At 74.9% G+C, this 26,156-nt stretch carries 22 protein-coding genes; 3 read left to right on the plus strand and 19 right to left on the minus strand.

The window, feature by feature from the left end; genetic code table 11:
* Nucleotides 1-52: 52 nt before the first annotated feature.
* From ACFY07_RS02020 to ACFY07_RS02035, 4 genes are all read right to left on the minus strand, one after another.
* On the minus strand, nucleotides 53-574 hold the full coding sequence (locus tag ACFY07_RS02020) for a GNAT family N-acetyltransferase (RefSeq protein ID WP_390866932.1): 522 nt from the start codon (nucleotides 572-574) through the stop codon (nucleotides 53-55).
* A gap of 94 nt (nucleotides 575-668) precedes the next feature.
* The gene (gene aspS, locus ACFY07_RS02025) at nucleotides 669-2,453 is read right to left on the minus strand and encodes an aspartate--tRNA ligase (RefSeq protein WP_390866933.1); all 1,785 of its coding nucleotides are present in this window, start codon (nucleotides 2,451-2,453) and stop codon (nucleotides 669-671) included.
* Entirely contained in the window at nucleotides 2,450-3,712 is a 1,263-nt protein-coding gene (gene hisS / locus ACFY07_RS02030) for a histidine--tRNA ligase (RefSeq protein WP_390866934.1), read from the minus strand. Before hisS ends, aspS begins: the two co-directional genes overlap by 4 nt.
* A gap of 11 nt (nucleotides 3,713-3,723) precedes the next feature.
* Entirely contained in the window at nucleotides 3,724-4,434 is a 711-nt protein-coding gene (locus ACFY07_RS02035; RefSeq protein WP_390866935.1) for an MBL fold metallo-hydrolase, read from the minus strand.
* Between the two features lie 349 nt (nucleotides 4,435-4,783).
* Here ACFY07_RS02035 and ACFY07_RS02040 point away from each other — a divergent pair, with 349 nt between their 5' ends.
* The gene (locus ACFY07_RS02040; RefSeq protein WP_390866936.1) at nucleotides 4,784-5,605 is read left to right on the plus strand and encodes a peptidylprolyl isomerase; all 822 of its coding nucleotides are present in this window, start codon (nucleotides 4,784-4,786) and stop codon (nucleotides 5,603-5,605) included.
* 273 nt (nucleotides 5,606-5,878) lie between these two features.
* Complete coding sequence (locus tag ACFY07_RS02045; RefSeq protein ID WP_390866937.1) at nucleotides 5,879-7,108, plus strand: DUF349 domain-containing protein; 1,230 nt, start codon at nucleotides 5,879-5,881, stop codon at nucleotides 7,106-7,108.
* Between the two features lie 252 nt (nucleotides 7,109-7,360).
* Here ACFY07_RS02045 and ACFY07_RS02050 read toward each other — a convergent pair whose 3' ends face one another.
* The 15 genes from ACFY07_RS02050 to pgsA all read right to left on the minus strand — a co-directional run bounded on the left by ACFY07_RS02050 (nucleotide 7,361) and on the right by pgsA (nucleotide 23,700).
* Complete coding sequence (locus tag ACFY07_RS02050; RefSeq protein ID WP_390866938.1) at nucleotides 7,361-9,907, minus strand: RelA/SpoT family protein; 2,547 nt, start codon at nucleotides 9,905-9,907, stop codon at nucleotides 7,361-7,363.
* Nucleotides 9,908-10,016: 109 nt separating this feature from the next.
* Complete coding sequence (locus ACFY07_RS02055; RefSeq protein ID WP_390866939.1) at nucleotides 10,017-10,622, minus strand: adenine phosphoribosyltransferase; 606 nt, start codon at nucleotides 10,620-10,622, stop codon at nucleotides 10,017-10,019.
* Between the two features lie 137 nt (nucleotides 10,623-10,759).
* Nucleotides 10,760-11,875: a protein translocase subunit SecF gene (gene secF / locus ACFY07_RS02060; RefSeq protein ID WP_390866941.1), complete on the minus strand. Its 1,116-nt coding sequence runs from the start codon at nucleotides 11,873-11,875 to the stop codon at nucleotides 10,760-10,762.
* Nucleotides 11,875-13,704, minus strand: coding sequence for a protein translocase subunit SecD (gene secD, locus ACFY07_RS02065; protein WP_390866942.1), 1,830 nt, complete (start codon nucleotides 13,702-13,704; stop codon nucleotides 11,875-11,877). The genes secF and secD overlap by 1 nt, the downstream gene beginning before the upstream one ends.
* A 147-nt stretch (nucleotides 13,705-13,851) precedes the next feature.
* Nucleotides 13,852-14,322: a preprotein translocase subunit YajC gene (yajC, locus tag ACFY07_RS02070; RefSeq protein ID WP_308188811.1), complete on the minus strand. Its 471-nt coding sequence runs from the start codon at nucleotides 14,320-14,322 to the stop codon at nucleotides 13,852-13,854.
* A 302-nt stretch (nucleotides 14,323-14,624) separates the two neighbouring features.
* The gene (gene ruvB, locus ACFY07_RS02075) at nucleotides 14,625-15,731 is read right to left on the minus strand and encodes a Holliday junction branch migration DNA helicase RuvB (protein ID WP_390866943.1); all 1,107 of its coding nucleotides are present in this window, start codon (nucleotides 15,729-15,731) and stop codon (nucleotides 14,625-14,627) included.
* Between the two features lie 117 nt (nucleotides 15,732-15,848).
* Nucleotides 15,849-16,460, minus strand: a complete 612-nt coding sequence (gene ruvA / locus ACFY07_RS02080; protein WP_230647710.1) for a Holliday junction branch migration protein RuvA — start codon at nucleotides 16,458-16,460, stop codon at nucleotides 15,849-15,851.
* Nucleotides 16,457-17,110 (minus strand): crossover junction endodeoxyribonuclease RuvC, encoded by a 654-nt coding sequence (gene ruvC, locus ACFY07_RS02085; protein WP_390866944.1) that lies wholly within the window; start codon nucleotides 17,108-17,110, stop codon nucleotides 16,457-16,459. Before ruvC ends, ruvA begins: the two co-directional genes overlap by 4 nt.
* 174 nt (nucleotides 17,111-17,284) lie before the next feature.
* Nucleotides 17,285-18,040, minus strand: a complete 756-nt coding sequence (locus tag ACFY07_RS02090) for a YebC/PmpR family DNA-binding transcriptional regulator (protein WP_230647714.1) — start codon at nucleotides 18,038-18,040, stop codon at nucleotides 17,285-17,287.
* Between the two features lie 85 nt (nucleotides 18,041-18,125).
* Entirely contained in the window at nucleotides 18,126-18,737 is a 612-nt protein-coding gene (gene pdxT, locus ACFY07_RS02095; protein ID WP_230647716.1) for a pyridoxal 5'-phosphate synthase glutaminase subunit PdxT, read from the minus strand.
* Nucleotides 18,738-19,016: 279 nt separating this feature from the next.
* Nucleotides 19,017-19,946 carry a pyridoxal 5'-phosphate synthase lyase subunit PdxS gene (gene pdxS, locus ACFY07_RS02100; protein ID WP_390866945.1) on the minus strand — a complete coding sequence of 310 codons (930 nt, stop codon included), beginning with the start codon at nucleotides 19,944-19,946 and terminating at the stop codon, nucleotides 19,017-19,019.
* Nucleotides 19,947-20,138: 192 nt separating this feature from the next.
* On the minus strand, nucleotides 20,139-20,684 hold the full coding sequence (locus ACFY07_RS02105; protein ID WP_230647718.1) for a hypothetical protein: 546 nt from the start codon (nucleotides 20,682-20,684) through the stop codon (nucleotides 20,139-20,141).
* Between the two features lie 75 nt (nucleotides 20,685-20,759).
* Nucleotides 20,760-21,941 carry a glycosyltransferase family 4 protein gene (locus tag ACFY07_RS02110; protein WP_390866947.1) on the minus strand — a complete coding sequence of 394 codons (1,182 nt, stop codon included), beginning with the start codon at nucleotides 21,939-21,941 and terminating at the stop codon, nucleotides 20,760-20,762.
* Complete coding sequence (locus ACFY07_RS02115) at nucleotides 21,938-23,026, minus strand: phosphatidylinositol mannoside acyltransferase (protein WP_390866948.1); 1,089 nt, start codon at nucleotides 23,024-23,026, stop codon at nucleotides 21,938-21,940. The genes ACFY07_RS02110 and ACFY07_RS02115 overlap by 4 nt, the downstream gene beginning before the upstream one ends.
* Nucleotides 23,023-23,700 (minus strand): phosphatidylinositol phosphate synthase, encoded by a 678-nt coding sequence (gene pgsA / locus ACFY07_RS02120; protein ID WP_390866949.1) that lies wholly within the window; start codon nucleotides 23,698-23,700, stop codon nucleotides 23,023-23,025. The genes ACFY07_RS02115 and pgsA overlap by 4 nt, the downstream gene beginning before the upstream one ends.
* A 173-nt stretch (nucleotides 23,701-23,873) precedes the next feature.
* On the opposite strand from pgsA, the gene ACFY07_RS02125 reads away from it, so the two are divergent.
* Nucleotides 23,874-26,090, plus strand: a complete 2,217-nt coding sequence (locus ACFY07_RS02125) for an elongation factor G-like protein EF-G2 (protein WP_390866951.1) — start codon at nucleotides 23,874-23,876, stop codon at nucleotides 26,088-26,090.
* Nucleotides 26,091-26,156 lie beyond the last annotated feature (66 nt).

Below are 26,156 nucleotides of genomic sequence, written 5' to 3' on the forward strand. Positions count from 1 at the left end.
CGGGGCGGACGGGCCCGTCCGCCCGGGCCCGTCCGCCCCGGCCCGGGGCCGGTCAGACCTGGGCGAAGGGCGGCGGGTAGACCGCGACGCCGCGCGGCGCCCCGTCGTGGGCCGCCAGCGGCAGCGCCTGGAAGTGGGCGGCGGCCCCGTCGAACGGGCCGTCGACGCCGTGGTCGGCGGCGGGGGCGAAGCCGAACCGGCCGTACCAGCGCGGGTCGCCCAGCACCACGACCAGCCGCTCCCCGGCGGTCTCGGCGGCCTCCAGGGCGGAGCGGACGACGAAGGTCCCGACCCCGCGGCGCTGCCACTCCGGGGCGACCCCCACCGGGGCGAGGGCCAGCGCGTCGCCGCCGCCGACGTCGAGCCGGGTGAGGAGCGCGTGGGCGATCACCAGGCCGCGGTGGTCCACCGCGACCCAGGACAGGCCGGGCAGCCACACCGGGTCCTTGCGCAGCGTGTCGACCAGGTCGGCCTCCGCGGGACTCGGGAAGGCCGCCATGTGCACGCGGCGCACCGCCGGTGCGTCGCCGGGCTCCTCGGGTCTCGCCCGGACCACTCCGGTGCGCTCGATCATCGCCTGCTCCCTCCGTGCTCCACACCGTTGTGAACGGGCCCCGGCGGCCGCCAGGTACGCGGCCGCCGGGGCCCGGAAGGTCCTGCCGCCCGGGTCAGGACCCGGACGCCTGCTCCGCCTCGCCCCTGGGCCTGGGCTTGGCGTCGACCCCCGCCTCGCGGCGCTGCTCGGGGGTGATCGGGGTCGGGGCCCCGGTCAGCGGGTCGCCGCCGGTCGACGTCTTCGGGAAGGCGATGACGTCCCGGATGGTGTCGTACCCGCCGAGGAGGGTCACCAGCCGGTCCAGGCCCAGCGCGATGCCGGCGTGCGGCGGCGGGCCGTAGTTGAAGGCCTCCAGCAGGAAGCCGAACTGCGAGGCGGCCTCCTCCGGGGAGAGGCCGATGGCCTCGAAGGCCCGCTGCTGGACCTCGCGCTGGTGGATACGGACGGAGCCGCCGCCGATCTCGGAGCCGTTGAGCACGAGGTCGTAGGCGTTGGACAGGGCGCTCGCCGGGTCCTTGTCGAAGGTGTCCAGGGAGGCGGCGGTGGGGGCGGTGAACGGGTGGTGGATGGCGGTCCAGCCCGTCTGCTCGCCCTTGTCGTCCTCCACCGGCTCGAACATCGGGAAGTCGACGACCCAGAGGAACGCCCACGCGGACTCGTCGATCAGGCCGCAGCGGCGGCCGATCTCCAGGCGGGCGGCGCCCAGCAGCTCCTGGGAGGCGGTGCGGCGGCCGGCGGCGAAGAAGATCGCGTCGCCCCTGGCCGCGCCGGCGGCCTCGACCAGGCCGGCCAGGTGCTCCTCGGAGAGGTTCTTGGCGACCGGGCCGCGCAGCTCGCCGGTCTCGGCGTCGACGACGACGTACGCGAGGCCGCGGGCGCCGCGGGCCTTGGCCCAGTCCTGCCAGGCGTCGAGCTGCTTGCGGGTCTGGGAGGCGCCGCCGGGCATGACGACCGCGCCGACGTAGGGGGCCTGGAAGACGCGGAACTCCGTGCCGGCGAAGTAGCCGGTGAGGTCCACCAGCTCCTGGCCGAACCGGACGTCGGGCTTGTCCGAGCCGTAGCGGGCCATGGCGTCGGCGTAGGAGAGGCGCGGCAGCGGGCGCGGGACGTCGTAGCCGTGCACCTCCTTCCACACGCGGGCGACGACCTGCTCGCCGACGTCGATGACGTCCTCCTGGTCGGCGAAGGACATCTCCACGTCGAGCTGGGTGAACTCCGGCTGCCGGTCGGCGCGGAAGTCCTCGTCGCGGAAGCAGCGGGCGATCTGGTAGTAGCGCTCCATGCCGGCGACCATCAGCAGCTGCTTGAAGAGCTGCGGGGACTGCGGCAGCGCGTACCAGGTGCCGGGCTGCAGGCGGACCGGGACGAGGAAGTCGCGGGCGCCCTCGGGGGTGGAGCGGGTGAGGTTCGGCGTCTCGATGTCGAGGAAGCCGTTCTCCTCCATCACCGTGCGGATGACGTGGTTGACCTTGGAGCGCAGGCGCAGCGCGCGGGCCGGGCCCTCGCGGCGCAGGTCGAGGTAGCGGTACCGGAGCCGCACCTCCTCGTTGACCGTGCCGGGCTCGTACTCGGCGACCGGGAACGGCAGCGGGGCGGCCTCGGAGAGGACCTCCAGGTCGGCGACGACGACCTCGACGGCACCGGTGGGGATGTCGGGGTTCTCGTTGCCCTCGGGGCGCACGCGGACCTCGCCGGTGACCTTGACGCAGTACTCGGCGCGCAGGCCGTGCACCGAGTCCAGGTCGCGGACGACGACCTGCACGGTGCCGGAGGCGTCGCGCAGGTCGATGAAGGCGACGCCTCCGTGGTCGCGCCGGCGGGCGACCCAGCCGGCGAGGGTCACGGTGGTTCCGGCGTGCTCCGCGCGGAGGGTGCCCGCGTCGTGCGTGCGGATCACGAAAGCTTCTCCTTCAGGGTGGTGACGAGAGCGTCGACGGCGACCGGGGTCTGGTCGCCGGTGGTGAGGTCCTTGAGCTGGACGACGCCGTCGGCGAGGTCGCGCTCGCCCGCGACGACGGCCCAGCGGGCGCCGGAGCGGTCGGCGGACTTCATGGCGCCCTTGAGCCCCTTGCCGCCGAAGGCGAGGTCGGCGGCGATGCCGGCCCGGCGGGCCTCGGTGACCAGGCCGAAGAGCGTCCGGTGCGCCTGCTCGCCGAGCGGCACCGCGAAGACCTGGGTGCGGGCGGGGACGGCGACGTCCACGCCCTCGGCCCTCAGCGCCAGGACGGTGCGGTCCACGCCGAGCGCCCAGCCGACGGAGGGCAGCGCGGGGCCGCCGATCATCTCGGACAGGCCGTCGTACCGGCCGCCGCCGCCGACCGCGGACTGCGAGCCCAGGCCGTCGTGGACGAACTCGAAGGTGGTGCGGGTGTAGTAGTCCAGGCCGCGCACCAGCCGGGGGTCGTCGGTGTACGCGACGCCGGCCGCGGTCAGCAGCTCGCGCACCTGCTCGTGGTAGGCCTTGCAGCCCTCGCACAGGTGGTCGCGCATGAGGGGCGCGCCGGCGAGCTGCTTCTGCACGGCCTCGCGCTTGTCGTCGAGGACGCGCAGCGGGTTGATCTCGGCGCGGCGGCGGGTGTCCTCGTCGAGGTCCAGGCCGCCCAGGAAGTCCTGGAGGGCGGCGCGGTAGAGGGGGCGGCACTCGCGGTCGCCGAGGCTGTTGAGCAGTAGGCGGAAGTCCCTGAGACCGAGGGAGCGGTAGGCGTCGGCCGCGAGGACGATCAGCTCCGCGTCGAGTGCGGGGTCCTCCGCGCCGATGGCCTCGGCGCCGACCTGCGAGAACTGGCGGTACCGGCCGGCCTGGGGCCGCTCGTAGCGGTAGTAGGAGCCGGAGTACCAGAGCTTGACCGGCACGTTGCCGGTGCGGTGCAGGTTGGCCTGGAGGGCTGCGCGCAGCACGGAGGCGGTGCCCTCGGGGCGCAGCGCGAGGTCGTCGCCGCCCTTGGTGGTGAGGGTGTACATCTCCTTGGTGACGATGTCGGTGGACTCGCCGACACCGCGGGAGAAGAGGTTGACGTCCTCGAAGACGGGGGTCTCGACGTAGCCGTACCCGGCGCGGCGCAGGGGCGCGGCGATGGCCTCGCGCACGGCGAGGAAGGTCTCGGAGTCCGGCGGGATCAGGTCGTAGGTGCCCTTGGGGGCGGAGAAGGTGCTCAACTTCGCTTCCGTCACATTCCTCGTCGCGGGGCGGCGGGTGCCGCCCCGGCGGCGCCGGCCGCCTGCCTGAGGTAGGGGTTGGCGGCGCGCTCGCGGCCGATGCTGGTCTGGGAGCCGTGGCCGGAGAGGACCACCGTCTCGTCCGGAAGCGGCAGGCACACGCGTGCCAGCGACCTCAGGAGTGCGGCGGAGTCTCCCCCGGGCAGGTCCGTGCGTCCGACGGAGCCGGCGAAGAGCAGGTCGCCCGAGAAGAGGACCGGGGGCACGTCCCCGGCGGCGGGCGTCCTGAACGTCACCGACCCCTCGGTATGGCCGGGTGCGTGGTCGACCGTGAGCCGCAGGCCGGCGAGGTCGAGGACGGCGCCGTCGGAGAGCTCGCGCACGTCGTCGGGCTCGCCGACGGTGATCGACCCCATGATCTGCTCCCCGAGGGAGCGGCCGAGGCCGCGGGCCGGGTCGGCCATCATGGAGCGGTCGTCGGGGTGTATCCACGCCGGGACGCCGCGGGCGCCGCAGACCGGCACCACGGAGGCGATGTGGTCGATGTGCCCGTGGGTCAGCACCACCGCGACGGGCTTGAGCCGGTGCTCGCGGACCAGTTCCTCGACGCCGTCCGCGGCCTCGTGGCCCGGGTCGACGATCACGCACTCCTCGCCGGCGGCCGGGGCGACCAGGTAGCAGTTGGTGCCCCAGGCTCCGGCGGGGAATCCGGCGATGAACACGGGCGTCCTCGGGGGTGGGTTCGGGCGGCGGTCTCTGAGGTCTCCGGGCAGCCTACCGGCGGTGCGGTGCCGTTTGCGAACCAGATGCGGGGCCCGGCGCCCGCGCGTCCCCGCCGCTCCCCCGTCCGGCGCCGCCGCTCCCCGGGGCGGGGCCGGCCGGGTGCGCGCCGGGTGCGGCCCCGGCGGGGGCGCGGCACGGCTGCGGTGCGGAACCGTCCGCTGACGCCGGGTTTACCCGGGACGTCCCTACACTGGCCGCCGACAGGCGCGTGCCGCACCGGCGCACGCCCCTCAGCCCCCGGCCGCGGACCCCCGGCGGACCCCCGGCCACGAACGAGGAGACCCCCAGGTGGACAGCGAGAAGCGGCGGCGGGAGCTCGCCCGGGCGAAGTACGAGCGGCAGCAGCAGCGCCGGGCCGAGGCGCAGCGGCGCGCCAGGCGGCGCAACACGGTGGTCGGCGCCTCGCTGGCCGTGGTGCTGCTCGCTGGCGGTGCCGCCTGGGCCGGGGCGTCGCTGGCGGGCGACGGCGACGCGAAGAAGGACGCCCCGGCGGCCGGCGACGCCGTGTCCACCGCGCCGTCCGCCGCCCCCTCGGCGGACCCGGCGTCGGTCAAGGGCTGCAGGGTCCCGTCCTCGGCGAAGCCGAACGGGAAGCAGTGGAAGGCCGAGCCCGCGCTCACCGTCGACACCGAGGCGACCTACCGGGCGGTGCTGGACACCACCTGCGGGAAGGTGACGCTGGAGCTGAACCCGGCCGCGGCGCCGCACACCGTCAACTCGTTCGTCTTCCTCGCCGGGCAGCACTACTTCGACCACGTGCCCTGCCACCGGCTGACCACCCAGGGCATCTACGTGCTGCAGTGCGGCGACCCGACCGGCCAGGGCTCGGGCGGCCCCGGCTACCAGTTCAAGGACGAGAACCTCAAGGGCGCCACCTACAAGGCGGGCACGGTGGCGATGGCCAACGCGGGCCCCGGCACCAACGGCAGCCAGTTCTTCCTGGTCTACAAGGACACCGAGCTGCCCCCGAACTACACGCCCTTCGGCCGGATCACCGGCGGGCTGGACGTGCTGCAGAACATCGCCGCCGGCGGCGTGGTGGGCGGCGGCGCGGACGGCGCCCCCAAGGCCGGCGTGGTGATGGACTCCGTCACCGCCGCCAAGGGCTGACCGGCGGCACGGGCGCCCCGGCCCGGGGCGCGGGCGGCGGGACCCCGCCGCGCGAAACGGGCGGCCCCGGATGCGGACAGCACCGGTGCCGGTCGCCTATGTTGCTGTTGTGTAGGGTGCCCTGACCCGGCGGCCGCCTCCACCAGGCACCGCGAAGGCGGCGCACCGGGCGGCCGGTCCGTGAGCCGGGGCGGCCGTACACCAACTGTGGACGACGTCCGCACCCCGGCGGCCCGGCGCCGCCGGGGGCGGGTGTCATGTGGAGGAGGCGCTGTGACCAGCGACCGGTGGGGCCGTGTCGACGAGCAGGGGACCGTCTACGTGCGGACGGCCGAAGGAGAGCGCGTCGTCGGCTCCTGGCAGGCGGGCTCCCCGGAGGAGGCCCTCGCGTACTTCGAGCGGAAGTACGAGGGCATCGCGGTGGAGATCGGCCTCCTGGAGCGCCGCGTACGCACCACCGACCTCGCGCCCAAGGACGCGCTGACCGCGGTGGAGCACCTGCGCGCCCAGGTCGTCGAGGCCCACGCGGTGGGCGACCTCGCCGCGCTCGCCGCCCGGCTGGACGCCCTGACCGGCGAGATCGAGTCCCGCCGCGAGGAGCGCAGGGCCGCCCGGGCGAAGGCCCAGGAGGAGGCCCGGACGGCCAAGGAGCAGCTGGTCGCCGAGGCGGAGCAGCTGGCGGAGTCGACCCAGTGGCGGGAGGCCGGGGACCGGCTGCGCGCCCTGGTCGACACCTGGAAGGGCCTGCCGCGGCTCGACCGCAAGAGCGACGACGAGCTGTGGCACCGCTTCTCGCACGCCCGCTCGGCGTTCTCCAAGCGGCGCAAGGCGCACTTCGCCACCCTCGACCAGCAGCGCGAGGAGGCGCGCGCCCGCAAGGAGGAGCTGGTGGCCGAGGCGGAGGCGCTCTCCGGCTCCACCGAGTGGGGCGAGACCGCGGCCCGCTACCGCCAGCTGATGACGGAGTGGAAGGCGGCGGGCCGCGCCCAGCGGGAGGCCGAGGACGAGCTGTGGACCCGCTTCCGCGGCGCCCAGGACGTCTTCTTCCAGGCCCGTTCGGAGGCCTTCTCCGAGCGCGACGCCGAGCAGCGGGAGAACCAGACGCAGAAGGAGGCGCTGCTGGTCGAGGCCGAGGCGCTGCTGCCGGTCGCGGACCTGAAGGCGGCGAAGGCCGCCTACCGGTCGATCGGCGAGCGCTGGGAGGCGATCGGCCACGTGCCGCGCGACGCCCGGCCCCGCCTGGAGGCCCGGCTGCACACCGTGGAGCGGGCGATCCGCGAGGCCGAGGAGGCCGAGTGGCGCCGCACCAACCCGGAGGCCCGGGCGCGCGCCCAGGGCATGACGGGGCTGCTGCAGGCCGCGGTGGAGAGGCTGGAGGGCGAGGCGGAGCGGGCCCGTGCGGCGGGCAACACCGCCAAGGCCGCGAAGCTGGAGGCCGAGCTGGCCGGGCGCCGCGAGCTGCTGGAGCAGGCGCAGAAGTCGCTGGAGGAGTTCAGCGGCTGAGCCGCGCCGACGGCCCGGACACGGCGGCCGGGACCCCGCAGCGGCGGGGTCCCGGCCGCCGCCGCGTCCCGGCCCGTGCCGTCCCGTGCCGTCCCGGCGCGCGGGCCGGCAGAGCAGCGGGGCCGGCGGACGACGGGGGCGGCGGACGGCCGCCCCGCCCCACCGGACGGACCGGTCCGTCGTGCCGCCGCCCCGGCGGGCGGCCGGGGCGGCGTCGGGGCCGGGCGGCGGGAACGCCGGCGGGTCGGGCCGTCAGCGCTGCTGGCGGGCGGAGGTGACGCGGTAGACGTCGTACACGCCCTCCACCCCGCGGACCGCCTTCAGGACGTGCCCCAGGTGCTTGGGGTCGCCCATCTCGAAGGTGAAGCGGCTCATCGCCACCCGGTCGCGGGAGGTCTGCACCGCCGCCGACAGGATGTTGACGTGCTGGTCGGAGAGGACCCGGGTGACGTCGGAGAGCAGCCGGGAGCGGTCCAGCGCCTCGACCTGGATGGCGACCAGGAAGACCGAGGACTGGGTGGGCGCCCACTCGACGTCGATCATGCGCTCGGGCTGCTGGGAGAGCGACTCCACGTTGACGCAGTCCGCGCGGTGGACGGAGACGCCGTTGCCGCGGGTGATGAAGCCGACGATGGGGTCGCCGGGCACCGGGGTGCAGCAGCGGGAGAGCTTCACCCAGACGTCCTCGACGCCCTTGACGATGACGCCGGGGTCGCCCTTGGGGCGGCGCCGCCGGGCGTGCTCGGGCGACGGGGTGGTGATCTCCGCGATGTCCTCGGTGGCGCCCTCCTCGCCGCCGAGCGCCTGCACCAGCTTCTGCACGATGGACTGCGCGGCGACGTGGCCCTCGCCGATGGCGGCGTAGAGGGAGGAGATGTCGGGGTAGCGCATCTCGTGGGCCAGGGTGACCAGCGAGTCGCCGGTGAGGATCCGCTGGATGGGCAGGCCCTGCTTGCGCATGGCGCGGGCGATGGCGTCCTTGCCCTGCTCGATGGCCTCCTCGCGGCGCTCCTTGGAGAACCAGGCGCGGATCTTGTTGCGGGCCCGCGGCGACTTGACGAAGCCCAGCCAGTCGCGGGACGGCCCGGCGCCGGCGGCCTTGGAGGTGAAGACCTCCACCAGGTCGCCGTTGTCCAGGGTGGACTCCAGCGGCACCAGGCGGCCGTTGACCCGGGCGCCGATGCAGCGGTAGCCGACCTCGGTGTGGACGGCGAAGGCGAAGTCCACCGGCGTGGACCCGGCGGGCAGCGCGATCACGTCGCCCTTGGGCGTGAAGACGAAGACCTCGTTGCTGGAGAGGTCGAACCGCAGCGACTCCAGGAACTCGCCCGGGTCCTCGGTCTCCTTCTGCCAGTCGACGAGCTGCCGCAGCCAGGCCATCTCGTTGAGGTCGCCCCGGTCGCCGGCCCGGCGCGGCGCGGCGGGGGCGTCGGTGCGCACCTTGGAGGCGCCGGCGACGGCCCGCTGCTTGTACTTCCAGTGCGCGGCGATGCCGTACTCGGCGCGGCGGTGCATGTCGAAGGTGCGGATCTGCAGCTCGACCGGCTTGCCGCCGGGCCCGATGACCGTCGTGTGCAGCGACTGGTACATGTTGAACTTGGGCATGGCGATGTAGTCCTTGAACCGCCCCGGCACCGGGTTCCACCGCGCGTGGATGGTCCCGAGCGCCGCGTAGCAGTCGCGGACGGTGTCGACCAGCACCCGGATGCCCACCAGGTCGTAGATCTCGGCGAAGTCGCGGCCCCGCACGATCATCTTCTGGTAGACCGAGTAGTAGTGCTTCGGGCGGCCGGTGACGGTCGCCTTGATGCGGGCGGACCGCAGGTCGCCCTGCACCTGGTCGATCACGGTGGCCAGGTACTCGTCGCGCTTGGGGGCGCGCTCGGCGACCAGCCGGACGATCTCGTCGTACATCTTGGGGTAGAGGATCGCGAAGGCGAGGTCCTCCAGCTCCCACTTGATGGTGTTCATGCCCAGCCGGTGCGCCAGCGGGGCGTAGATCTCCAGGGTCTCGCGGGCCTTCTTCTCCTGCTTCTCCCGCTTGAGGTAGCGCATGGTGCGCATGTTGTGCAGGCGGTCCGCGAGCTTGATCACCAGGACGCGGGGGTCCTTGGCCATGGCGACGACCATCTTGCGGACGGTCTCCGCCTGGGCCGCCTCGCCGAACTTCACCTTGTCCAGCTTGGTGACGCCGTCCACCAGCATCGCGACGGTGTCGCCGAAGTCGCGGCGCAGGGTGTCCAGGCCGTAGTCGGTGTCCTCGACGGTGTCGTGGAGCAGGCCCGCCATCAGGGTGGGGGCGTCCATGCCCAGCTCGGCGAGGATGGTGGTCACCGCGAGCGGATGGGTGATGTACGGGTCGCCGCTCTTGCGCTTCTGGCCGCGGTGCCAGCGGTCGGCGACGGTGTAGGCGCGCTCGATGTCCCGCAGGTCGGCCTTGGGGTCGTTGCCGCGGACGATCCGGAAGAGGGGCTCCAGCACCGGGTTGAAGGTGCTGGTGCGCTGGCCGCCGAGACGGGCGAGCCGGGCCCGCACGCGGCCGCTGGAGGCGGAGGCGGACTGCCGTGCGGCGCCCGCCGCGGGCGCGACGGCGCGCGAGGTGCCCGATCCGGCCGCCGTGGGCGCGGACTGCCCGCCGGACCCGCCGACGGGGGGCGTGGCCGGTCCGGGGGTGCCGCCTGCGGCGGGGGCGGTGTCCTGGACGGCCGCGGCCTTGGGCACAACCTCTTCGGGCAAGGGCGCTCCTCGGGCGGTGCGGGCTCCTGGGCTCCGGCGGCGGAGCGCAGGTGGAACTTCCATGGTACCGATGCGGGGGCCGCCGTGTTCCCCGCGGTCCCCGGGAACGCCGCGGGGCGGGCCGGGGATTCCCGGCCCGCCCCGGGCGCTCCCGGTCCGCCCCGGGCGCGCCTCAGACCGCGAGCAGGGCCTCCAGGGGGGCGTCGCCGAGGTGCTCGGCGAGGACGCCGCGGCCGTCGAGGAAGCCCAGCTCCATGAGGACGACCACGCCGGCCAGGTCGGCGCCGGCCTGGCGCAGCAGGTCCAGGGCGGCGGAGACGGTGCCGCCGGTGGCGAGGACGTCGTCCACCACCAGCACCCGCTCGCCGGGCGCGAAGGCGTCCTGCTGGACCTCGATGACGGCGGAGCCGTACTCCAGGTCGTAGGCGCGGCTGTGGACCGGGCCGGGCAGCTTGCCCTGCTTGCGGATCGGCACGAAGCCGAGGCCGGCCGCGTGGGCTGCCGGGGCCGCGAGGACGAAGCCGCGCGCCTCCAGGCCCGCCACCTTGGTCGCCCCGAGCGCCCTGGCGCGCTCCGCCAGCGCCTCGACGAGCGCCCCGAAGGCGGCGGCGTCGGCGAGGAGCGGGGCGATGTCCTTGAACACCACGCCCGGCTGGGGGTAGTCGGGGACGTCCCGGATCCTGGAGAGCAGCAGCTCCGCCAGTCCGGCGTCGGGGGTGGCCGTGTGGGCGGCGGTCAACGTGGTCCTCTTCTCGGTGGCCGGATGGATGCCGGTCATCGACCCTACCGCCGTCCGTGCGCCGGGCGGACCGGCGGGTGCCGTCGCGGGACCGCGCCCGGGTCCCGGAAAGCGCCGCCGCCCGGCGGGAGTCTCCTCCCGCCGGGCGGCGGCGGTCGTGCGCGCGGGAACGGGGGTCAGTTCCGCTTGCCCGAGGGGCGGCCCCTGCCGCGGCGGCCGACGGGCTGGTTCCGCTGGCCGACGACGCCGGCCGGGACGGCGTCCTCCGGACCCTCCCCGTCCTCGCCGGGGGTCGGCCCGCCCTTCTCGGCGGCGGCCTTCGCGTCGGCGGCGCGGCGCTGCGCGACCCGCCTGGCCAGGGCCTTCATCTCGGGCTGCTCCTCCTTGAGCTGCGCCAGCAGCGGGGTGGCGACGCAGATCGAGGAGTAGGCGCCGGCCGCGAGGCCGATGAAGAGCGCCAGCGAGATGTCGTTGAGCGTGCCGGCGCCGAGGATGCCGCCGCCGATGAAGAGCAGCGCGGCGACCGGCAGCAGTGCCAGGACCGTGGTGTTGATGGAGCGCACCAGGGTCTGGTTGAGGGCGTGGTTGGCGGCCTCGCTGTAGGTGAGGCGGTTCTGCTTGGTGAGGCCGCGGGCGTTCTCCTTCACCGTGTCGAAGACGACGACGGTGTCGTAGAGCGAGTAGCCGAGGATGGTGAGGAAGCCGATCACGGTGCCCGGGGTGACCTCGAAGCCCACCAGGGCGTACACGCCGACGGTGATCACGAGGTCGTGGAGCAGGGCGACCAGGGCCGAGACGGCCATCCGCCACTCGAAGGCGATCGCCAGGTAGGCCGTCACCAGGATCATGAAGATGATCAGGCCGGTGAGCGCCTGCTTGGAGATCTCCTTGCCCCAGCTCGGGCCGATGAGGTCGGCGTTGATGGTGTCGGCCTTGACGCCGAGGTCCTTCGAGAGCTCGTCGGTGACCTGGGCGGTGGTCTTGGTCTCGTCCTTGCTGATCTGGATCGTGACCTTGTCGCTGCCCACCGTCTGGACGATCGGGTTGGAGTGCTCCACGATCCGGTCCGCGGCCGTCCGGGCCTCGGTGGTGGTGATGCCGGGCTTGGTCACCGTGTAGACGGAGCCGCCGGTGAACTCGATGCCGAGCTTGAGCCCGTTGACGCCCAGGCCCACGAGGGCGGCGAGCAGGATCAGCGCGGACAGGGAGTACCAGAGCTTGCGCCGGCCGACGAAGTCGAAGCTGACCTCGCCCTGGTAGAGGCGATGGCCGAGACTGCCGAGCTTGGACATCAGGCCTCCTTGGCGACGCTGGGTCGGCCGGTACGGCGGCGTCCGCCGCGGATGGGCGGACGGGCTCCGAGCCGCTTGGGGTCGAGCCCGGACCAGGGGTGGCCCCCGCCGAAGAACTTCGTCCGGGCGAGCAGGGTGATCAGCGGCTTGGTGAAGAGGAAGATCACCACGACGTCGAGCAGCGTGGTCAGGCCCAGCGTGAACGCGAAGCCCTGGACCTTGCCCACCGAGACGATGTACAGCACCGCGGCGGCGAGGAAGGACACGAAGTCCGACACCAGGATGGTGCGCCGCGCCCGCGGCCAGGCGCGCTGCACGGCGGTGCGCAGCTGGGCGCCCTCGCGGACCTCGTCGCGGATGCGCTCGAAGTACACGATGAAGGAGTCCGCCGTGATGCCGATCGCGACGATGGCGCCGCAGACGGCCGGCAGGTTGAGGGCGAAGCCGATGGCCTTGCCCAGCAGGCACATGATCGAGTAGGTCAGCACGGCGGAGACGACGAGGCCGGCGATGCTGACCAGGCCGAGGCCGCGGTAGTAGACCAGCGAGTACAGGACCACCAGGCCGAGGCCGATGGCGCCCGCGATCAGGCCGGCGTGCAGCTGCTCACCGCCGAGCTGCGGGGAGACGGTGCTCACCGACTGGGTGGTGAAGTCCAGCGGCAGGGCGCCGAACTTCAGCACGTTGGCGAGGTCGTCGGCCTCCTTCTGCGTGAAGGAGCCGGTGATCTCGGCGCTGTTGCCGGGGATGGGAGCGGTGACCTGGGGGGCGGAGACGTTCTGGCCGTCCAGGACGATGGCGAACTGGTTCTGCGGCGACTGCTTGGCGGCCAGCTGCGTGGTGGTGGCCGTGAACCCCTTGGCGCCCGTGCCGTCGAACTTCAGCTGGACGATCCACATGGAGCGCTGGGTGTCGAAGACCGCGCTGGCGTCGGTGACGTTGACGCCGTTCACCGCGACCGGGCCCAGGGCGTACTTCTCGTAGGTGCCCTTCGGGACGCCCGGCTGGGTCGACTCCTTCTCGTCGCAGGCGACCGCGTTGGCGGTCGTCGACGTCTGGTAGTTGCGGCTGCGCTGCGCCTGGTCGGTGCAGTCCAGGGCCGCGAACTGCTTCGCCAGGTCGGCCGGGACGGCGCCGCCGGTGGTGATCGAGGTCGGGGTGTCCGTGGAGGCGGGGGCGCTCGCGCTCGGCGCGGGCGACGCCTTGGCGGCGCCCTTCGCGGCCGCGCCCTTCGCCGAGGGGGCGGTGGACGGCGCGGCGGTGGAGCCGGCCTGCAGGGCGCGGCTCACGGCACGGCCGGCCGTGGTGCTGCTCGGCGCGGGGGACGCGGCCGAGGCGGAGGGCTTCGCCGAGGAGCCGGCGGAGGGCTTGGTCCCGGAGGCGGAGCCGCTCGGTGCGGGGGCCGGCTTGGCGGCGCCCTTCGGCACGGAGACGCCCGTGGCGAGCACGGGGCGGAAGTACAGCTTGGCGGTGGTGCCGATCTGGGCGACCGCGTTGCGGGTGTCGTCCTTCCCGCTGCCCTTCGGGATGTTGACGATGATGTTCTTGCTGCCCTGGACCTGCGTCTCGGCCTCGGACACACCCATGCCGTTGACGCGCTTGAGCATGATGCTCGCCGCGGTGGCCATGTTGGTCTCGTTGACCGCCTTGGGGTCCTTGGACGAGGCGGTCAGCGTGACGCTGGTGCCGCCCGCGAGGTCGATGCCCAGGCGGGGCGTGGTGAGGTTCTGCGCGAACATCAGGCCGACGAGCCCGACCATGACGACCAGGATGAAGGCCAACGCCTTCCCCGGGTGCCCGTCGCGAGGACGCGACTTGGGTGTTGCCACCTTCTCGTTTCTCCCTGTCCGTGCGGCCGGCTGCGGCGGGCCGCCCCGGACCGCTGTACGGCCGGGGGCGGCGGGCGCGGCGGTCCGCTGGTCCTGAGGACCGGTCGGCGGAGGTGCCGCCCGGTCGGCGAAGCGCGCCTGCGACCGCTACTTCGCGGCGGCCGGGCCCTCGCCCTCGGCGGCCGGGCCGCTCTTCGGGGCGTCGGCGGTGCCCTCGGGGGCGTCGGCGGCCGGGGCGGCGGCGGGCTTCGAGAGGTCCGCGGCGGCGGGCTTGGTCAGGTCCGCGGTGACGGCCGCGGCGTCGTCCTCGACGAAGGGCGGGACGTCGTCGGACGCCGGGACCCCGTGGATGATCGCCGCGTACTCCTCGGGCTCCAGCACCGCGGCGATGGCGCTCTTGGTGAAGTGCAGGAAGACGCCCGGGGCGGCCTCGAGCTCGACGGTGTCGTCGTTGACCGACTTGACCGTGGCGTACATGCCGCCGATGGTGCGCACCCCGGAGCCGGGCCCCATGGTGTTGCGCATCTCGAGAGCCTGCTGCTGCTTCTTCTTGGCGTTGCGCGTCATGAGGACCATGACGCCCACCAGGAGGAGCAGGGGGAGAAGGGTGGTAAGCACGGCTTGACAGGTCCTTTGCGGGGCCGCGCGGGGCGACCGGTGTGGGGGGAGGTCTGGCCGCCCGGCAGGGGCGGCTCGGCGGAGTCTAGGGTGACCCGCCTTGGTCGGACAACGTCAAGCATTGCATCCGGGTTCCGCAAGTGGCGAGCCCCCGGCCGGGTGCACCGCCGCGGACCACCGGTGCGGGGGACCCCGCGGCGGGGCCGGGGGCCCGCTCCCCCGGGGGTGCGGGCGGGCCCGCTCCCCCGGGCCGGAGGGTCCGCCCCCACGGCCCGGAGGGCTCAGTGCTCCGGCGCGGGGGCTCAGTCCTCCGGCGCGGGGGGCTCGGAGCGGTCGAAGAGGCCCTGCTGGGCGGCGAGCGGGGCGCGGGGCCCCGGCGGGGCCGCGGGCGGTGTCATGCCCATGTGCTGCCAGGCGGCGGCGGTGGCGATCCGGCCGCGCGGGGTGCGGGCGAGCAGGCCCTCGCGGACCAGGAACGGCTCGGCGACCTCCTCCACCGTCTCGCTCTCCTCCCCCACCGCGACCGCCAGCGTGGACAGGCCCACCGGGCCGCCGCCGAAGAGCCGGAGCAGCACGTCGAGCACGGAGCGGTCCAGGCGGTCCAGGCCGCGGCCGTCGACCTCGTACACGTCCAGGGCCTGCGCCGCGATCTCCGGGGTGATCAGTCCGCCGTGCCGGACCTCGGCGTAGTCGCGGACGCGGCGCAGCAGCCGGTTGGCGATGCGGGGGGTGCCGCGGGAGCGGCCGGCGATCTCGGCGGCCCCCGCGGCGTCGATCTCCACGTCGAGGAGCCCGGCCGAGCGGTGGACGACGCGCTCCAGCTCGGCGGGGGCGTAGAACTCCATGTGCCCGGTGAAGCCGAAGCGGTCGCGCAGCGGGGGCGGCAGCAGGCCGGCCCGGGTGGTGGCGCCGACCAGGGTGAAGGGCGGCAGCTCCAGCGGGATGGCCGTGGCGCCGGGGCCCTTGCCGACGATGACGTCGACCCGGAAGTCCTCCATCGCCATGTACAGCATCTCCTCGGCGGGCCGGGACATGCGGTGGATCTCGTCGAGGAAGAGCACCTCGCCCTCGGTGAGGGAGGAGAGGATCGCCGCGAGGTCGCCCGCGTGCTGGATGGCGGGCCCGGAGGTGATCCGGATGGGGGCGTTCATCTCCGCGGCGATGATCATGGACAGGGTGGTCTTGCCCAGGCCGGGCGGGCCGCTGAGCAGCACGTGGTCCGGGGTGGCGCCGCGCCGCCGGGCGGCCTGGAGCACCAGCGAGAGCTGCTCGCGCACCCGCTCCTGGCCGATGAACTCGCCCAGGTCCCTGGGCCGCAGCGCCGCCTCGACCGCCCGGTCCTCGCCGTCGGCGGCCGCGGTGACCAGGCGGTCGCCGGCCTCGGAGTCGGTGGGGTCGTACGGCGTCATGGGGGGCGCTCTCCGGAGGGGGGTGCGGAAGGGGTGCGGGCGGGCGGGTCTGCGGCCGGGGGGGGACCGGGCGGCGGAGGGGTGCGGGGCCGAGGGTACGGGGTCGGGCGGGCCGGGTCAGCGGGTGCGGTTGAGGGTGCGCAGGGCGGTGCGCAGCAGGACGGCGATGTCGGGCCGCTCCTGGGCCTCGGCGTCGGGGGCGACGGCGGCGACCGCGTCCTCCGCCTCGCGGGGGGCGTAGCCGAGGCCGACCAGGGCGGAGTGCAGCTGGTCGCGCCAGGGGGCCGGGCCGGCGGCGAGGGGCTGGGCCGGGACGGAGCCGGTGGGGGCGCCGAGCTTGTCCTTGAGCTCCAGCAGCAGCTTCTGCGCGCCGCGCTTGCCGATGCCGGGGACGGCGGTGAGGGCCTTCTCGTCCCCCTGGGCGACGGCCAGGCGCAGCGCGTCGGGGCTGTGGACGGCGAGCATGGCCTGGGCGAGGCGGGGGCCGACGCCGCTGGCGGTCTGGAGCAGCTCGAAGGTGCGGCGCTCGTCGTCGTCGGCGAAGCCGTACAGGGTCAGGGAGTCCTCCCGGACGACCAGGGAGGTGGCGAGGCGGGCGTGCTCGCCGACCCGCAGGCCGGCGGCGGTGGCGGGGGTGCACTGCAGGGCGAGGCCGACCCCGGAGACCTCCACGACGGCGGTGCCCGTGGGGGAGACGGCGGCGACGGGGCCGCTGACGAAGGCGATCACGGGCGGTTCTCCTCGGACGTGCCGGAGCGGGGGGTGCGGGCCGGACGGGCCGCGCCGGCGGCGGCCGTGCGGGCCGGGGCGGACGGGGAGCCGGCGGCGGACGGCGGGCCGGCGGCGGGGGGACGCGCCGACGGCCGGGCGGCGGTCCGGGCGACGGCCGCGGCGATCCGGTCGCCGGCGGCGCCGCGCCAGATGTGGCAGATGGCGAGGGCGAGCGCGTCGGCGGCGTCGGCCGGCTTCGGGGGCGCGTCGAGGCGGAGCAGGCGGGTGACCATGGCCCCGACCTGCGCCTTGTCGGCGCGGCCGCTGCCGGTGACGGCGGCCTTGACCTCGCTGGGGGTGTGCAGGACGACGGGCAGGCCGCGCCGGGTGGCGCAGAGCATGGCGACGGCACTGGCCTGGGCGGTGCCCATGACGGTGCGGACGTTGTGCTGGGCGAAGACCCGCTCGACGGCCACCACGTCGGGGCGGTGGGTGTCCAGCCACTCCTCCAGCCCCTGCTCGATCAGCAGCAGCCGGGCGCCGATCTCGGCGTCGGCGGGGGTGCGGACCACGCCCACGCCGGCCATGCGCAGCGGGCGGCCGGGGCCGCCGTCGACCACGCCGACGCCGCACCTGGTCAGTCCGGGGTCCACACCCAGTACCCGCACGCGGGGACCGCCTCTCGGTCGATGGCTGTTCGAGGTCAGAGGCTATCGGGAGGGTCCGACAACCGGGTGCCGCGCCCCGCCGGGCCGCGCCGGGCCGCGCCGGGGCGGCCCCCGAAGCGGACCGGCCCGGCAGCCCCCGGGAGGGGCGGCCGGGCCGGCGCGGGGTGCGGCGGGTCAGGCGTCGATCTCGGCCATGACCTCGTCGGCGACGTCGAAGTTGGCGAAGACGTTCTGCACGTCGTCGCTGTCCTCCAGGGCGTCGATCAGCTTGAAGATCTTCCGGGCGCCGTCGGCGTCCAGCGACACCTGCACGCTCGGGACGAAGTTGGCGTCGGCCGAGTCGTAGTCGATCCCGGCCTCCTGGAGCGCGGTGCGGACCGCGACCAGGTCGGAGGCCTCGCAGATCACCTCGAAGGCCTCGCCGAGGTCGTTGACCTCCTCGGCGCCGGCCTCCAGGACGGCGGTGAGGACGTCGTCCTCGGTGAGCTCGCCGGCCTTGGGCACGATGATGACGCCCTTGCGGGTGAACATGTACGACACCGAGCCCGGGTCGGCCATGGAGCCGCCGTTGCGGGTCATGGCCACGCGCACGTCGGAGGCGGCGCGGTTGCGGTTGTCGGTGAGGCACTCGATCAGCACGGCGACGCCGTTGGGACCGTAGCCCTCGTACATGATCGTGGAGTAGTCGGCACCGCCGGCCTCGGCACCGGAGCCGCGCTTGACGGCGCGGTCGATGTTGTCGTTCGGGACCGAGCTCTTCTTCGCCTTCTGGATGGCGTCGTAGAGGGTGGGGTTGCCTGCCGGGTCGCCGCCACCGGTGCGGGCCGCCACCTCGATGTTCTTGATCATCTTCGCGAAGAGCTTGCCGCGCTTGGCGTCGATCACGGCCTTCTTGTGCTTGGTGGTGGCCCATTTGGAGTGGCCGGACATCGCCTGGCTCCTTACAACGTCATCCAACGGAAAAGAACAGTGCGATCCTACCGAGACACGGGGCCCCGGCCGGAACCGGCGGAGGTCAGCGCGCGGCGGCGCGCACCAGGTCCACGAAGAAGGCGTGCACGCGGTGGTCGCCGGTGAGCTCCGGGTGGAAGGAGGTGGCCAGCAGGTTCCCCTGCCGGACGGCGACGGTCCGGCCGGCCGCGGGGCCCGCGGGCAGCTCGGCGAGGACCTCGACGCCGGCGCCGACCGACTCCACCCAGGGGGCGCGGATGAAGACGCCGTGCAGCGGACCGCCCTCCAGGCCGGCGAAGTCGACCGGGGACTCGAAGGACTCGTTCTGCCGGCCGAAGGCGTTGCGGCGCACGGTCATGTCGATGCCGCCGACGGACTGCTGGTCGTCGCGGCCGTCGAGGATCTTGTCGGCCAGCATGATCATGCCGGCGCAGGACCCGTACACCGGCAGGCCCTCGGCGACGCGGGCGCGCAGCGGCTCCATCAGGCCGAAGGCCAGCGCCAGGTTGGACATGGTGGTGGACTCGCCGCCGGGTATCACCAGGCCGTCGAGGTCGGCCAGCTCCTCGGGGCGGCGGACCGGCCGGGCGAGCGCGTCGGCCTCGGCGAGCGCCACGGCGTGCTCGCGGACGTCGCCCTGGAGGGCGAGGACTCCGACGGTGGGGGTGCTGGACACGGGTTTCCCCTTCGGGGCAGGAGGCGGGGGGTGCGGGAACACGGGCGGGGCGGGAGGGAGGACGCGGACGGGACGGGAGGGAGGACGCGGACGGGACGGGAGGGGCGCGGGCGGGGCGGGAACGCGGACGGTCCGCCGCGCCGGGCCGGGCCCGGTGCGGCGGACCGCTGCGTGGGGGCGGGCCCGGTGCGGCGGACCGCTGCGTGGGGGCGGGCCCGGCGGCCCGGCCCGGCCGGCCGCACGGGGTGCGGACGGTCCGGCGGGCCCGGCCTGCCGGGACTACCAGCCGCGGTTGGCGTAGCGCTCGGTCTCGGGCAGGGTGTCGCAGTTGATGCCGACCATGGCCTCGCCCAGGCCGCGGGAGACCTTGGCGATGACGTCCGGGTCGTCGAAGAAGGTGGCGGCCTTGACGACGGCGGCGGCACGCTTGGCCGGGTCGCCGGACTTGAAGATGCCGGAGCCGACGAAGACGCCCTCGGCGCCGAGCTGCATCATCAGCGCGGCGTCGGCGGGGGTGGCCACGCCGCCCGCGCTGAAGAGGACGACCGGGAGCTTGCCCAGGGTCGCGACCTCCTTGACCAGCTCGTACGGGGCCTGGAGGTTCTTGGCGGCGACGAAGAGCTCGTTCTCGTCGAGGGTGGTCAGGCGGCGGATGTCGGCGCGGATCTGCCGCATGTGGCGGACGGCCTCGACGACGTTGCCGGTGCCGGCCTCGCCCTTGGAGCGGATCATGGCCGCGCCCTCGGCGATGCGGCGCAGGGCCTCGCCCAGGTTGGTGGCGCCGCAGACGAAGGGGGTGGTGAAGGCCCACTTGTCGCTGTGGTTGACCTCGTCGGCCGGGGTGAGGACCTCGGACTCGTCGATGTAGTCGACGCCGAGCGCCTGGAGGACCTGGGCCTCGACGAAGTGGCCGATCCGGGACTTGGCCATGACCGGGATGGAGACGGCGTTGATGATGCCGTCGATCATGTCCGGGTCGGACATGCGGGCCACGCCGCCGTCCTTGCGGATGTCGGCGGGGACGCGCTCCAGGGCCATGACGGCCACGGCGCCGGCGTCCTCGGCGATCCTCGCCTGCTCGGGCGTGACGACGTCCATGATCACGCCGCCCTTGAGCTGCTCGGCCATGCCGCGCTTGACGCGGGCCGTGCCGACCTGGGGCTGGTCGCCCTCGCCGTGGGAGGGGGTGGCGGGAGAGGTGGTGGACACGGAGGACCTCACTGGGAGACGAATCGGTGCGACGGGCCCATCGTAGGCCGGGCCCGCCCCCCGTCGATGTGCCACCGGGGCCAGCTTCCGGCCGCCGTTGCGACAGTCCGGCGCGCAGCCGCTACCCATCCGCTACCGCCCGCCGGTCCCCCGCGGCACCCGCCGGGCCTGCTGCGGGGCCTGCTGCGGGGCCTACTGCGGGGCGCCCTCGGGGGTGAGCGAGGCCGGGGCCTCGTCGTCCATCTCGAACGCCATCGGGAACGGCGCGTGCCCCGCCAGCCGCAGGTAGCGGACGATGCGGTGCCGGCGCACCGCCCGCGCCGCCCGCACCGCGTCGTTGTGGAAGCGGCGGGCCATCGGCACCCGGCGGACCGCCGCGGTGAGGTCGTGGAGCGCCTCGTCGCCGCCCGGCGCCGCGCGCAGCGCCAGCGCCTGCTCGGGCTCGGCGAAGACCGCCCGCAGCGCCTGGCTCAGCTCGCTCTCGGCCACCTCGCGGTGGTCCTCGTCCGCCTGGAGGGCGGCGTGCGCGGCCTGGTGGAGGACGATGGAGGCCGCCGGGTCCAGCAGTGTCGAGGTGGCGAGCTCCTGGGAGACCGAGGCGCGGCGCAGCAGCTGCGCGTCCAGGGCCGCGCGGGCGGCGTCGATCCGGGCGTGCAGCCGGTCCAGCCGGCCCGCCGTCCAGCTGAGGTAGAGGCCGACGGCGACGACGGCGGCGAGGGCCCAGATCCATGTGGTCACGGCGGATCAGGGTACCGGCCGGCCGGGCCTCCCCCGGCCGGGGCCCGTGCGGGACGGGCGCCGGCCGGGGTCCGCTCAGTCGCGGGCCAGGCCGAGGCGTCCGAGCCAGCCGGTCCGCTCGTCCTCCTCGACGGCCGCGGCGCCCGCCGCCACCGTCTCGTACACGGCGAGGACGTCGGCGCCGACCGTCTCCCAGTCGAAGCGCCGCACGTGGCGGGAGGCCGCCTCGCGCAGGGCGGCCAGCCGCGCGGGGTCGCCCAGCAGCCGGACGGCGGCGGCGGCGAGCGCCTCCGCGTCCTCCACCGGGAACAGCTCGCCCGCGCCGCCGCCGTCGAGCACCTGGCGGAACGCGTCGAGGTCGCTGGCCAGCACGGGCGCACCCGCCGACATGGCCTCGACCAGGATGATGCCGAACGACTCGCCGCCGGTGTTGGGGGCGACGTACAGGTCGACGCTGCGCAGCAGCCGGGCCTTCTCCTCGTCGCTGACCATGCCCAGGAACTCCACCTGGCGGCGGACCTCCTCGGACACCCCCTCCAGCGCCTCCTCCTCGTCGCCGCGCCCGGCCACCAGCAGGCGCGTCCCGGGGCGGGCGGCGAGGATCGCGGGCATGGCCGCGAGGAGCGTCGGCAGGCCCTTGCGGGACTCGTTGATGCGGCCGATGAAGCCGATGGCGGCCGGCCCGCCGTCCGCGGCGCCGCCGGTCCAGCGGGGGTCCGGCTCGGCGTCGGCGAAGAAGGAGACGTCCACGCCGTTGGGGATCACGACCGCGTCGCCGCCCAGGTGCTCCACGAGGGTGCGGCGGGCGTACTCGCTGACCGCGACGCGGGCCCGGATCTTCTCCAGGGCCGGCTGCAGGATCGGGTACGCCGCGGTCATGGCGCGGGAGCGGGGGTTGGAGGTGTGGAAGGTCGCGACGATGGGCCCGTTGGCGGACCAGCAGGCCAGCAGGGAGAGGCTCGGGGAGGCCGGCTCGTGGATGTGGAGCACGTCGAAGCGGCCCTCGTGCAGCCAGCGGCGCACCCGGGCGGCGGAGAGGAAGCCGAAGTTGAGCCGCGCCACCGAGCCGTTGTAGGGCACCGGCACGGCACGGCCCGCGGAGACGACGTACGGCGGCAGGGGGGTGTCGTCGTCGGCGGGGGCCAGCACGGAGACGTCGTGGCCGAGCCGCAGCAGGTGGTCGGCGAGGTCCCGGACGTGGAACTGGACGCCGCCGGGGACGTCCCAGGAGTAGGGGCAGACGATGCCGATCCTCACCGGGCGGCCGCCTCGCCCCGGCCGGCGGCGGCCGGTCCGGAGGTGCCCTGCGCGGAGGGGTCCTGCCCGGCGGAGGCGCCGGCGGGGGTCCCGGAGGGCTCCTCGGCGGGGTCCTGCGCGGCGGAGGCGCCGACGGGGGTCTCCGCGGGGGCCCCGGAGGGCTCCTCGGCGGCATCCTGCGCGGAGGCGCGGGCGGCCGGCAGGTCGGCGAGCCAGAAGCGCTGGAGCATGTGCCAGTCCTCGGGGTGGCTGCGGACGCCCTCGGCCCACACCGCGGCGAGGGCCCGGGTCATGGCGGCCGACCTCTCGCGGCGCGAGCCCTCGGCCGGCACCGGGACCTCGGGGTGCACGGTCCCCTTCATCACGGGCGTCCCGTCGTACCAGAGGGTGACCGGCAGCAGCGCCGCACCGGTCTGCACGGCCAGCGCGGCCGGACCGGCGGGCACCCGGGCCCGCTCGCCGAGGAAGTCGACCTCGACGCCGTTGGCGGAGAGGTCCCGGTCCCCGACCAGGCAGACCAGCCCGCCGGCGCGCAGCCGCTTGGCGAGGGTGCCGACGACGGAGACGGAGCCGCCGGTCAGCGGCAGCACCTCCATGCCGAGGCCCTCGCGGTAGGCGACGAAGCGGTCGAAGAGCGACTCGGGCCTCAGCCGCTCGGCGACGGTGGTGAAGCGGTGGCCCAGGTGGGAGACGAGCCATGCGCCGGCCAGGTCCCAGTTGCCCATGTGCGGCAGGGCGAGGACCACGCCGCGCCCCTCGGCGAGGTGGCGGCCGATCCGCTCGTGGCCCTCGGGGGCGAAGGAGCGGGCGATCCGGTCGGCGTCCCACGCCGGCAGCCGGAAGGACTCCTGCCAGTACCGCAGGTAGGAGCGCATCCCGGCGCGCGACAGGTCGCGGATCTCCGCCTCGCCCGCGTCCGGGCGGACCCGGCGCAGGTTGGCCTCCAGCCGCTGCACGCCCTTGCCGCGCTGCCGCCACGCCGTGTCGGCGATCCGCCGGAAGAGCGCCGTCGCGGCGGGTTCGGGCAGGCGCCGCACGGCGGACCAACCGAGCGCGTACGCCGAGTCGGCGAGCCGCTCCCTCATACCCCCGCCTCCCGGGCCTCGGTACCGCCGGCGGCGGCGGCCCCGGCCTCCGCCTCGGCGGCCTCGCGGCGCACGGTGAGCATCCGCTGGAGGACGGTGACGAGGCTGCCCGCGGCGATCAGCCAGAGGGCGACCGGCAGCAGCCACTCGACGTACGGCACGCCGAAGCCGTGGAGCCCGGCCAGGCCGGCGGCGACCAGGGTGACCACCAGCCGCTCGGCCCGCTCGACCAGTCCGGAGACGTCGCACGGCAGGCCCAGGGACTCCGCCCGCGCCTTGGTGTACGAGACCACCTGGCCGCAGGCCAGGCAGAAGACCGCCACCGCGCAGAGCAGCAGGTTGTCGCCCTTGCCCGCGTACCACAGGGCGATGCCGCCGAAGATCGCCGAGTCGGCGACCCGGTCGAGGGTGGAGTCGAGGAAGGCGCCCCACCGGCTGGACCGGCCGGCCTGGCGGGCCATGTTGCCGTCCACCAGGTCGCTGAAGATGAAGAGCGTGATCACGATGGTGCCCCAGAAGAACTCGCCCCTGGGGAAGAAGGCCAACGCGCCCGCCACGGAGCCCGCGGTGCCGATGAGGGTGACCGCGTCGGGGCTGATCCCGGCGCGCAGCAGCATCGACGCGAACGGCGTGAGGACACGCGTGAAGAAGGCACGCGCGTATTTGTTGAGCATGGCCTTTCCGACGGCTCCGATCTCGTTCGGTTCTGCGGCTGGCCCATGGTAGCCGCGCGGGGCGCGCACGCGGCCCGGGCACCCCCCGTCGGAGCAGCGGCGGCCGCTCCCGTATGGACCGGGGGCGAACACGGTGGAAAGCTCGAAGGACGCGCAGTGGGAGGAGCAGGCACATGGCCGACAAGGGATCCCACCCATCAGGAGCCGCCGGAAGGGCGCCGGCGGCCGACCGCCCCACACAGCTGCGGAACGTGGTGCTGGTCGGCCACAGCGGTGCGGGCAAGACCACCCTGGCCGAGTCGCTGGCGCTGGCCGCCGGCGCGGTCAACCGGGCCGGACGGGTGCAGGACGGCACCACCGTCTCGGACCACGACGACATCGAGCACCGCCAGCAGCGGTCGGTGCAGCTCTCGCTGGTCCCCCTGGAGTGGGACGGCGTCAAGGTCAACCTGCTGGACACGCCCGGCTACGCGGACTTCGTCGGCGAGCTGCGGGCGGGCCTGCGGGCCGCCGACGCGGCCCTGTTCGTCGTCTCCGCCGCCGACGGCGTGGACGGCGCCACCCGGATGCTGTGGGACGAGTGCGCCGCCGTGTCGATGCCGCGCGCCGTGGTGGTGACCAAGCTGGACACCGCCCGCGCCGACTTCGACCAGGTGGTGGAGGCGTGCCGGGAGGCCTTCGGCGGCGAGGACCCCGACGCGGTCCTCCCCCTGTACCTGCCGCTGCACGGCGGCGCCCCGGGCCACGACGGGGAGCCGCCGGTCTGCGGCCTGGTCGGCCTGCTGACCGAGCGCGTCCTCGACTACTCCTCGGGCGTCCGCGAGGAGCGCGCGCCGGACCCGGTGCTGCGGCCCGCCCTGGAGGAGGCGCGCGGCCGGCTCATCGAGGGGATCATCGCCGAGAGCGAGGACGAGACCCTCATGGACCGCTACCTCGGCGGCGAGGCGATCGACGTGAAGACCCTCGTGGAGGACCTGGAGCGGGCCGTCGCCCGCGGCTCCTTCCACCCGGTGCTGGCGGCGGCGCCGCCCGTCGAGGGCTCGAAGCAGGGCATCGGCACGGTGGAGCTGCTGGAGCTGGTCACGGCCGGCTTCCCCTCCCCCGCCGAACGCGAGGCGCCGCCGGTCACCACGCCCGACGGCCGGCCGCGGCCCGCCCTGGCCTGCGACCCCGAGGGGCCCCTCGCGGCCGAGGTGGTCAAGACCAGCGGCGACCCGTACGTGGGCCGGCTGAGCCTGGTCCGGGTCTTCTCCGGGACGCTGCGGCCGGACGCGGCCGTCCACGTCTCCGGGCACGGCCTCGCCGACCGCGGCCACGAGGACCACGACGTGGACGAGCGGGTCGGCGCGCTGTCCACGCCGTTCGGCAAGCACCAGCACCCGGCGCCCAAGGGCATCGCCGGGGACATCGTCTGCGTCGCGCGGCTGGGCCGGGCCGAGACGGGCGACACCCTCTCGGCGAAGGAGCAGCCGCTGCTCATGGAGGCGTGGGAGATGCCCGACCCGCTGCTGCCGGTCGCGGTGGAGGCCCACAGCAAGGCCGACGAGGACAAGCTCTCGCAGGGCCTGGCCCGGCTGGTCGCCGAGGACCCGACGCTGCGGCTGGAGCAGAACCCCGACACGCGGCAGCTGGTGCTGTGGTGCATGGGCGAGGCCCACGCCGACGTGCTGCTGGAGCGGCTGCGCACCCGCTACGGGGTGCAGGTGGACCCGGTGCCGTACCGGGTGCCGCTGCGGGAGACGTTCGGCTCGGCCGCCTCGGCGCGCGGGCGGCACGTCAAGCAGTCCGGCGGGCACGGCCAGTTCGCGATCTGCGAGATCGAGGTGGAGCCGCTGCCCACCGGGGGCGGCTTCGAGTTCGTCGACCGGGTGGTGGGCGGGGCGGTGCCCCGGCAGTTCATCCCCTCCGTGGAGAAGGGGATCCGCACGCAGCTGGCGAAGGGCGTCGCCTCCGGCCACCCCGTGGTGGACGTCCGGGTGACGCTGGTGGACGGCAAGGCTCACTCGGTGGACTCCTCCGACGCCGCCTTCCAGACCGCGGGCGCGCTGGCCCTGCGGGAGGCGGCCGCGCAGGCCGTGATCCACCTGCTGGAGCCGGTCTCCGAGGTGCGGGTGCTGGTGCCGGACGACTACGTGGGCACGGTCATGAGCGACCTGTCGGCGCGGCGCGGCCGGGTGCTGGGCACCGAGCCGGTGCCGTCGGGCCGGCTGACCCTGGTCCGGGCGGAGGTGCCGGAGGTGGAGATCAGCCGGTACGCGGTGGACCTGCGGTCGCTCTCGCACGGCACCGGGCGGTTCTCCCGGGAGTACGCCCGCCACGAGCCCATGCCGCCGCAGGTGGCGGCACGGATGCGGGAGCAGGAGCGGGAGGCGCAGCCGGCCGGGCGCTGAGGCCGCCCGCCGCCCCGGGCCGGCTCCCCCGCCGGGGTGCCGGCCCGGGGCGTGCGGCCTGCCGCG

The organism is Streptomyces sp. NPDC001380, from assembly GCF_042895785.1.
Lineage (GTDB): Bacteria > Actinomycetota > Actinomycetes > Streptomycetales > Streptomycetaceae > Peterkaempfera.

Excerpts from the sequence above, each read along its gene's own strand:
- ACFY07_RS02020 (WP_390866932.1), bottom strand. The coding sequence starts at position 574 with ATGATCGAGCGCACCGGAGTGGTCCGGGCGAGACCCGAGGAGCCCGGC.
- ACFY07_RS02050 (WP_390866938.1), bottom strand. The coding sequence starts at position 9,907 with ATGGAAGTTCCACCTGCGCTCCGCCGCCGGAGCCCAGGAGCCCGCACC.
- ACFY07_RS02055 (WP_390866939.1), bottom strand. The coding sequence starts at position 10,622 with ATGACCGGCATCCATCCGGCCACCGAGAAGAGGACCACGTTGACCGCC.
- secF (WP_390866941.1), bottom strand. The coding sequence starts at position 11,875 with ATGTCCAAGCTCGGCAGTCTCGGCCATCGCCTCTACCAGGGCGAGGTC.
- ruvB (WP_390866943.1), bottom strand. The coding sequence starts at position 15,731 with ATGACGCCGTACGACCCCACCGACTCCGAGGCCGGCGACCGCCTGGTC.
- ACFY07_RS02090 (WP_230647714.1), bottom strand. The coding sequence starts at position 18,040 with ATGTCCGGCCACTCCAAATGGGCCACCACCAAGCACAAGAAGGCCGTG.
- ACFY07_RS02115 (WP_390866948.1), bottom strand. The coding sequence starts at position 23,026 with ATGAGGGAGCGGCTCGCCGACTCGGCGTACGCGCTCGGTTGGTCCGCC.
- pgsA (WP_390866949.1), bottom strand. The coding sequence starts at position 23,700 with ATGCTCAACAAATACGCGCGTGCCTTCTTCACGCGTGTCCTCACGCCG.
- ACFY07_RS02125 (WP_390866951.1), top strand. The coding sequence starts at position 23,874 with ATGGCCGACAAGGGATCCCACCCATCAGGAGCCGCCGGAAGGGCGCCG.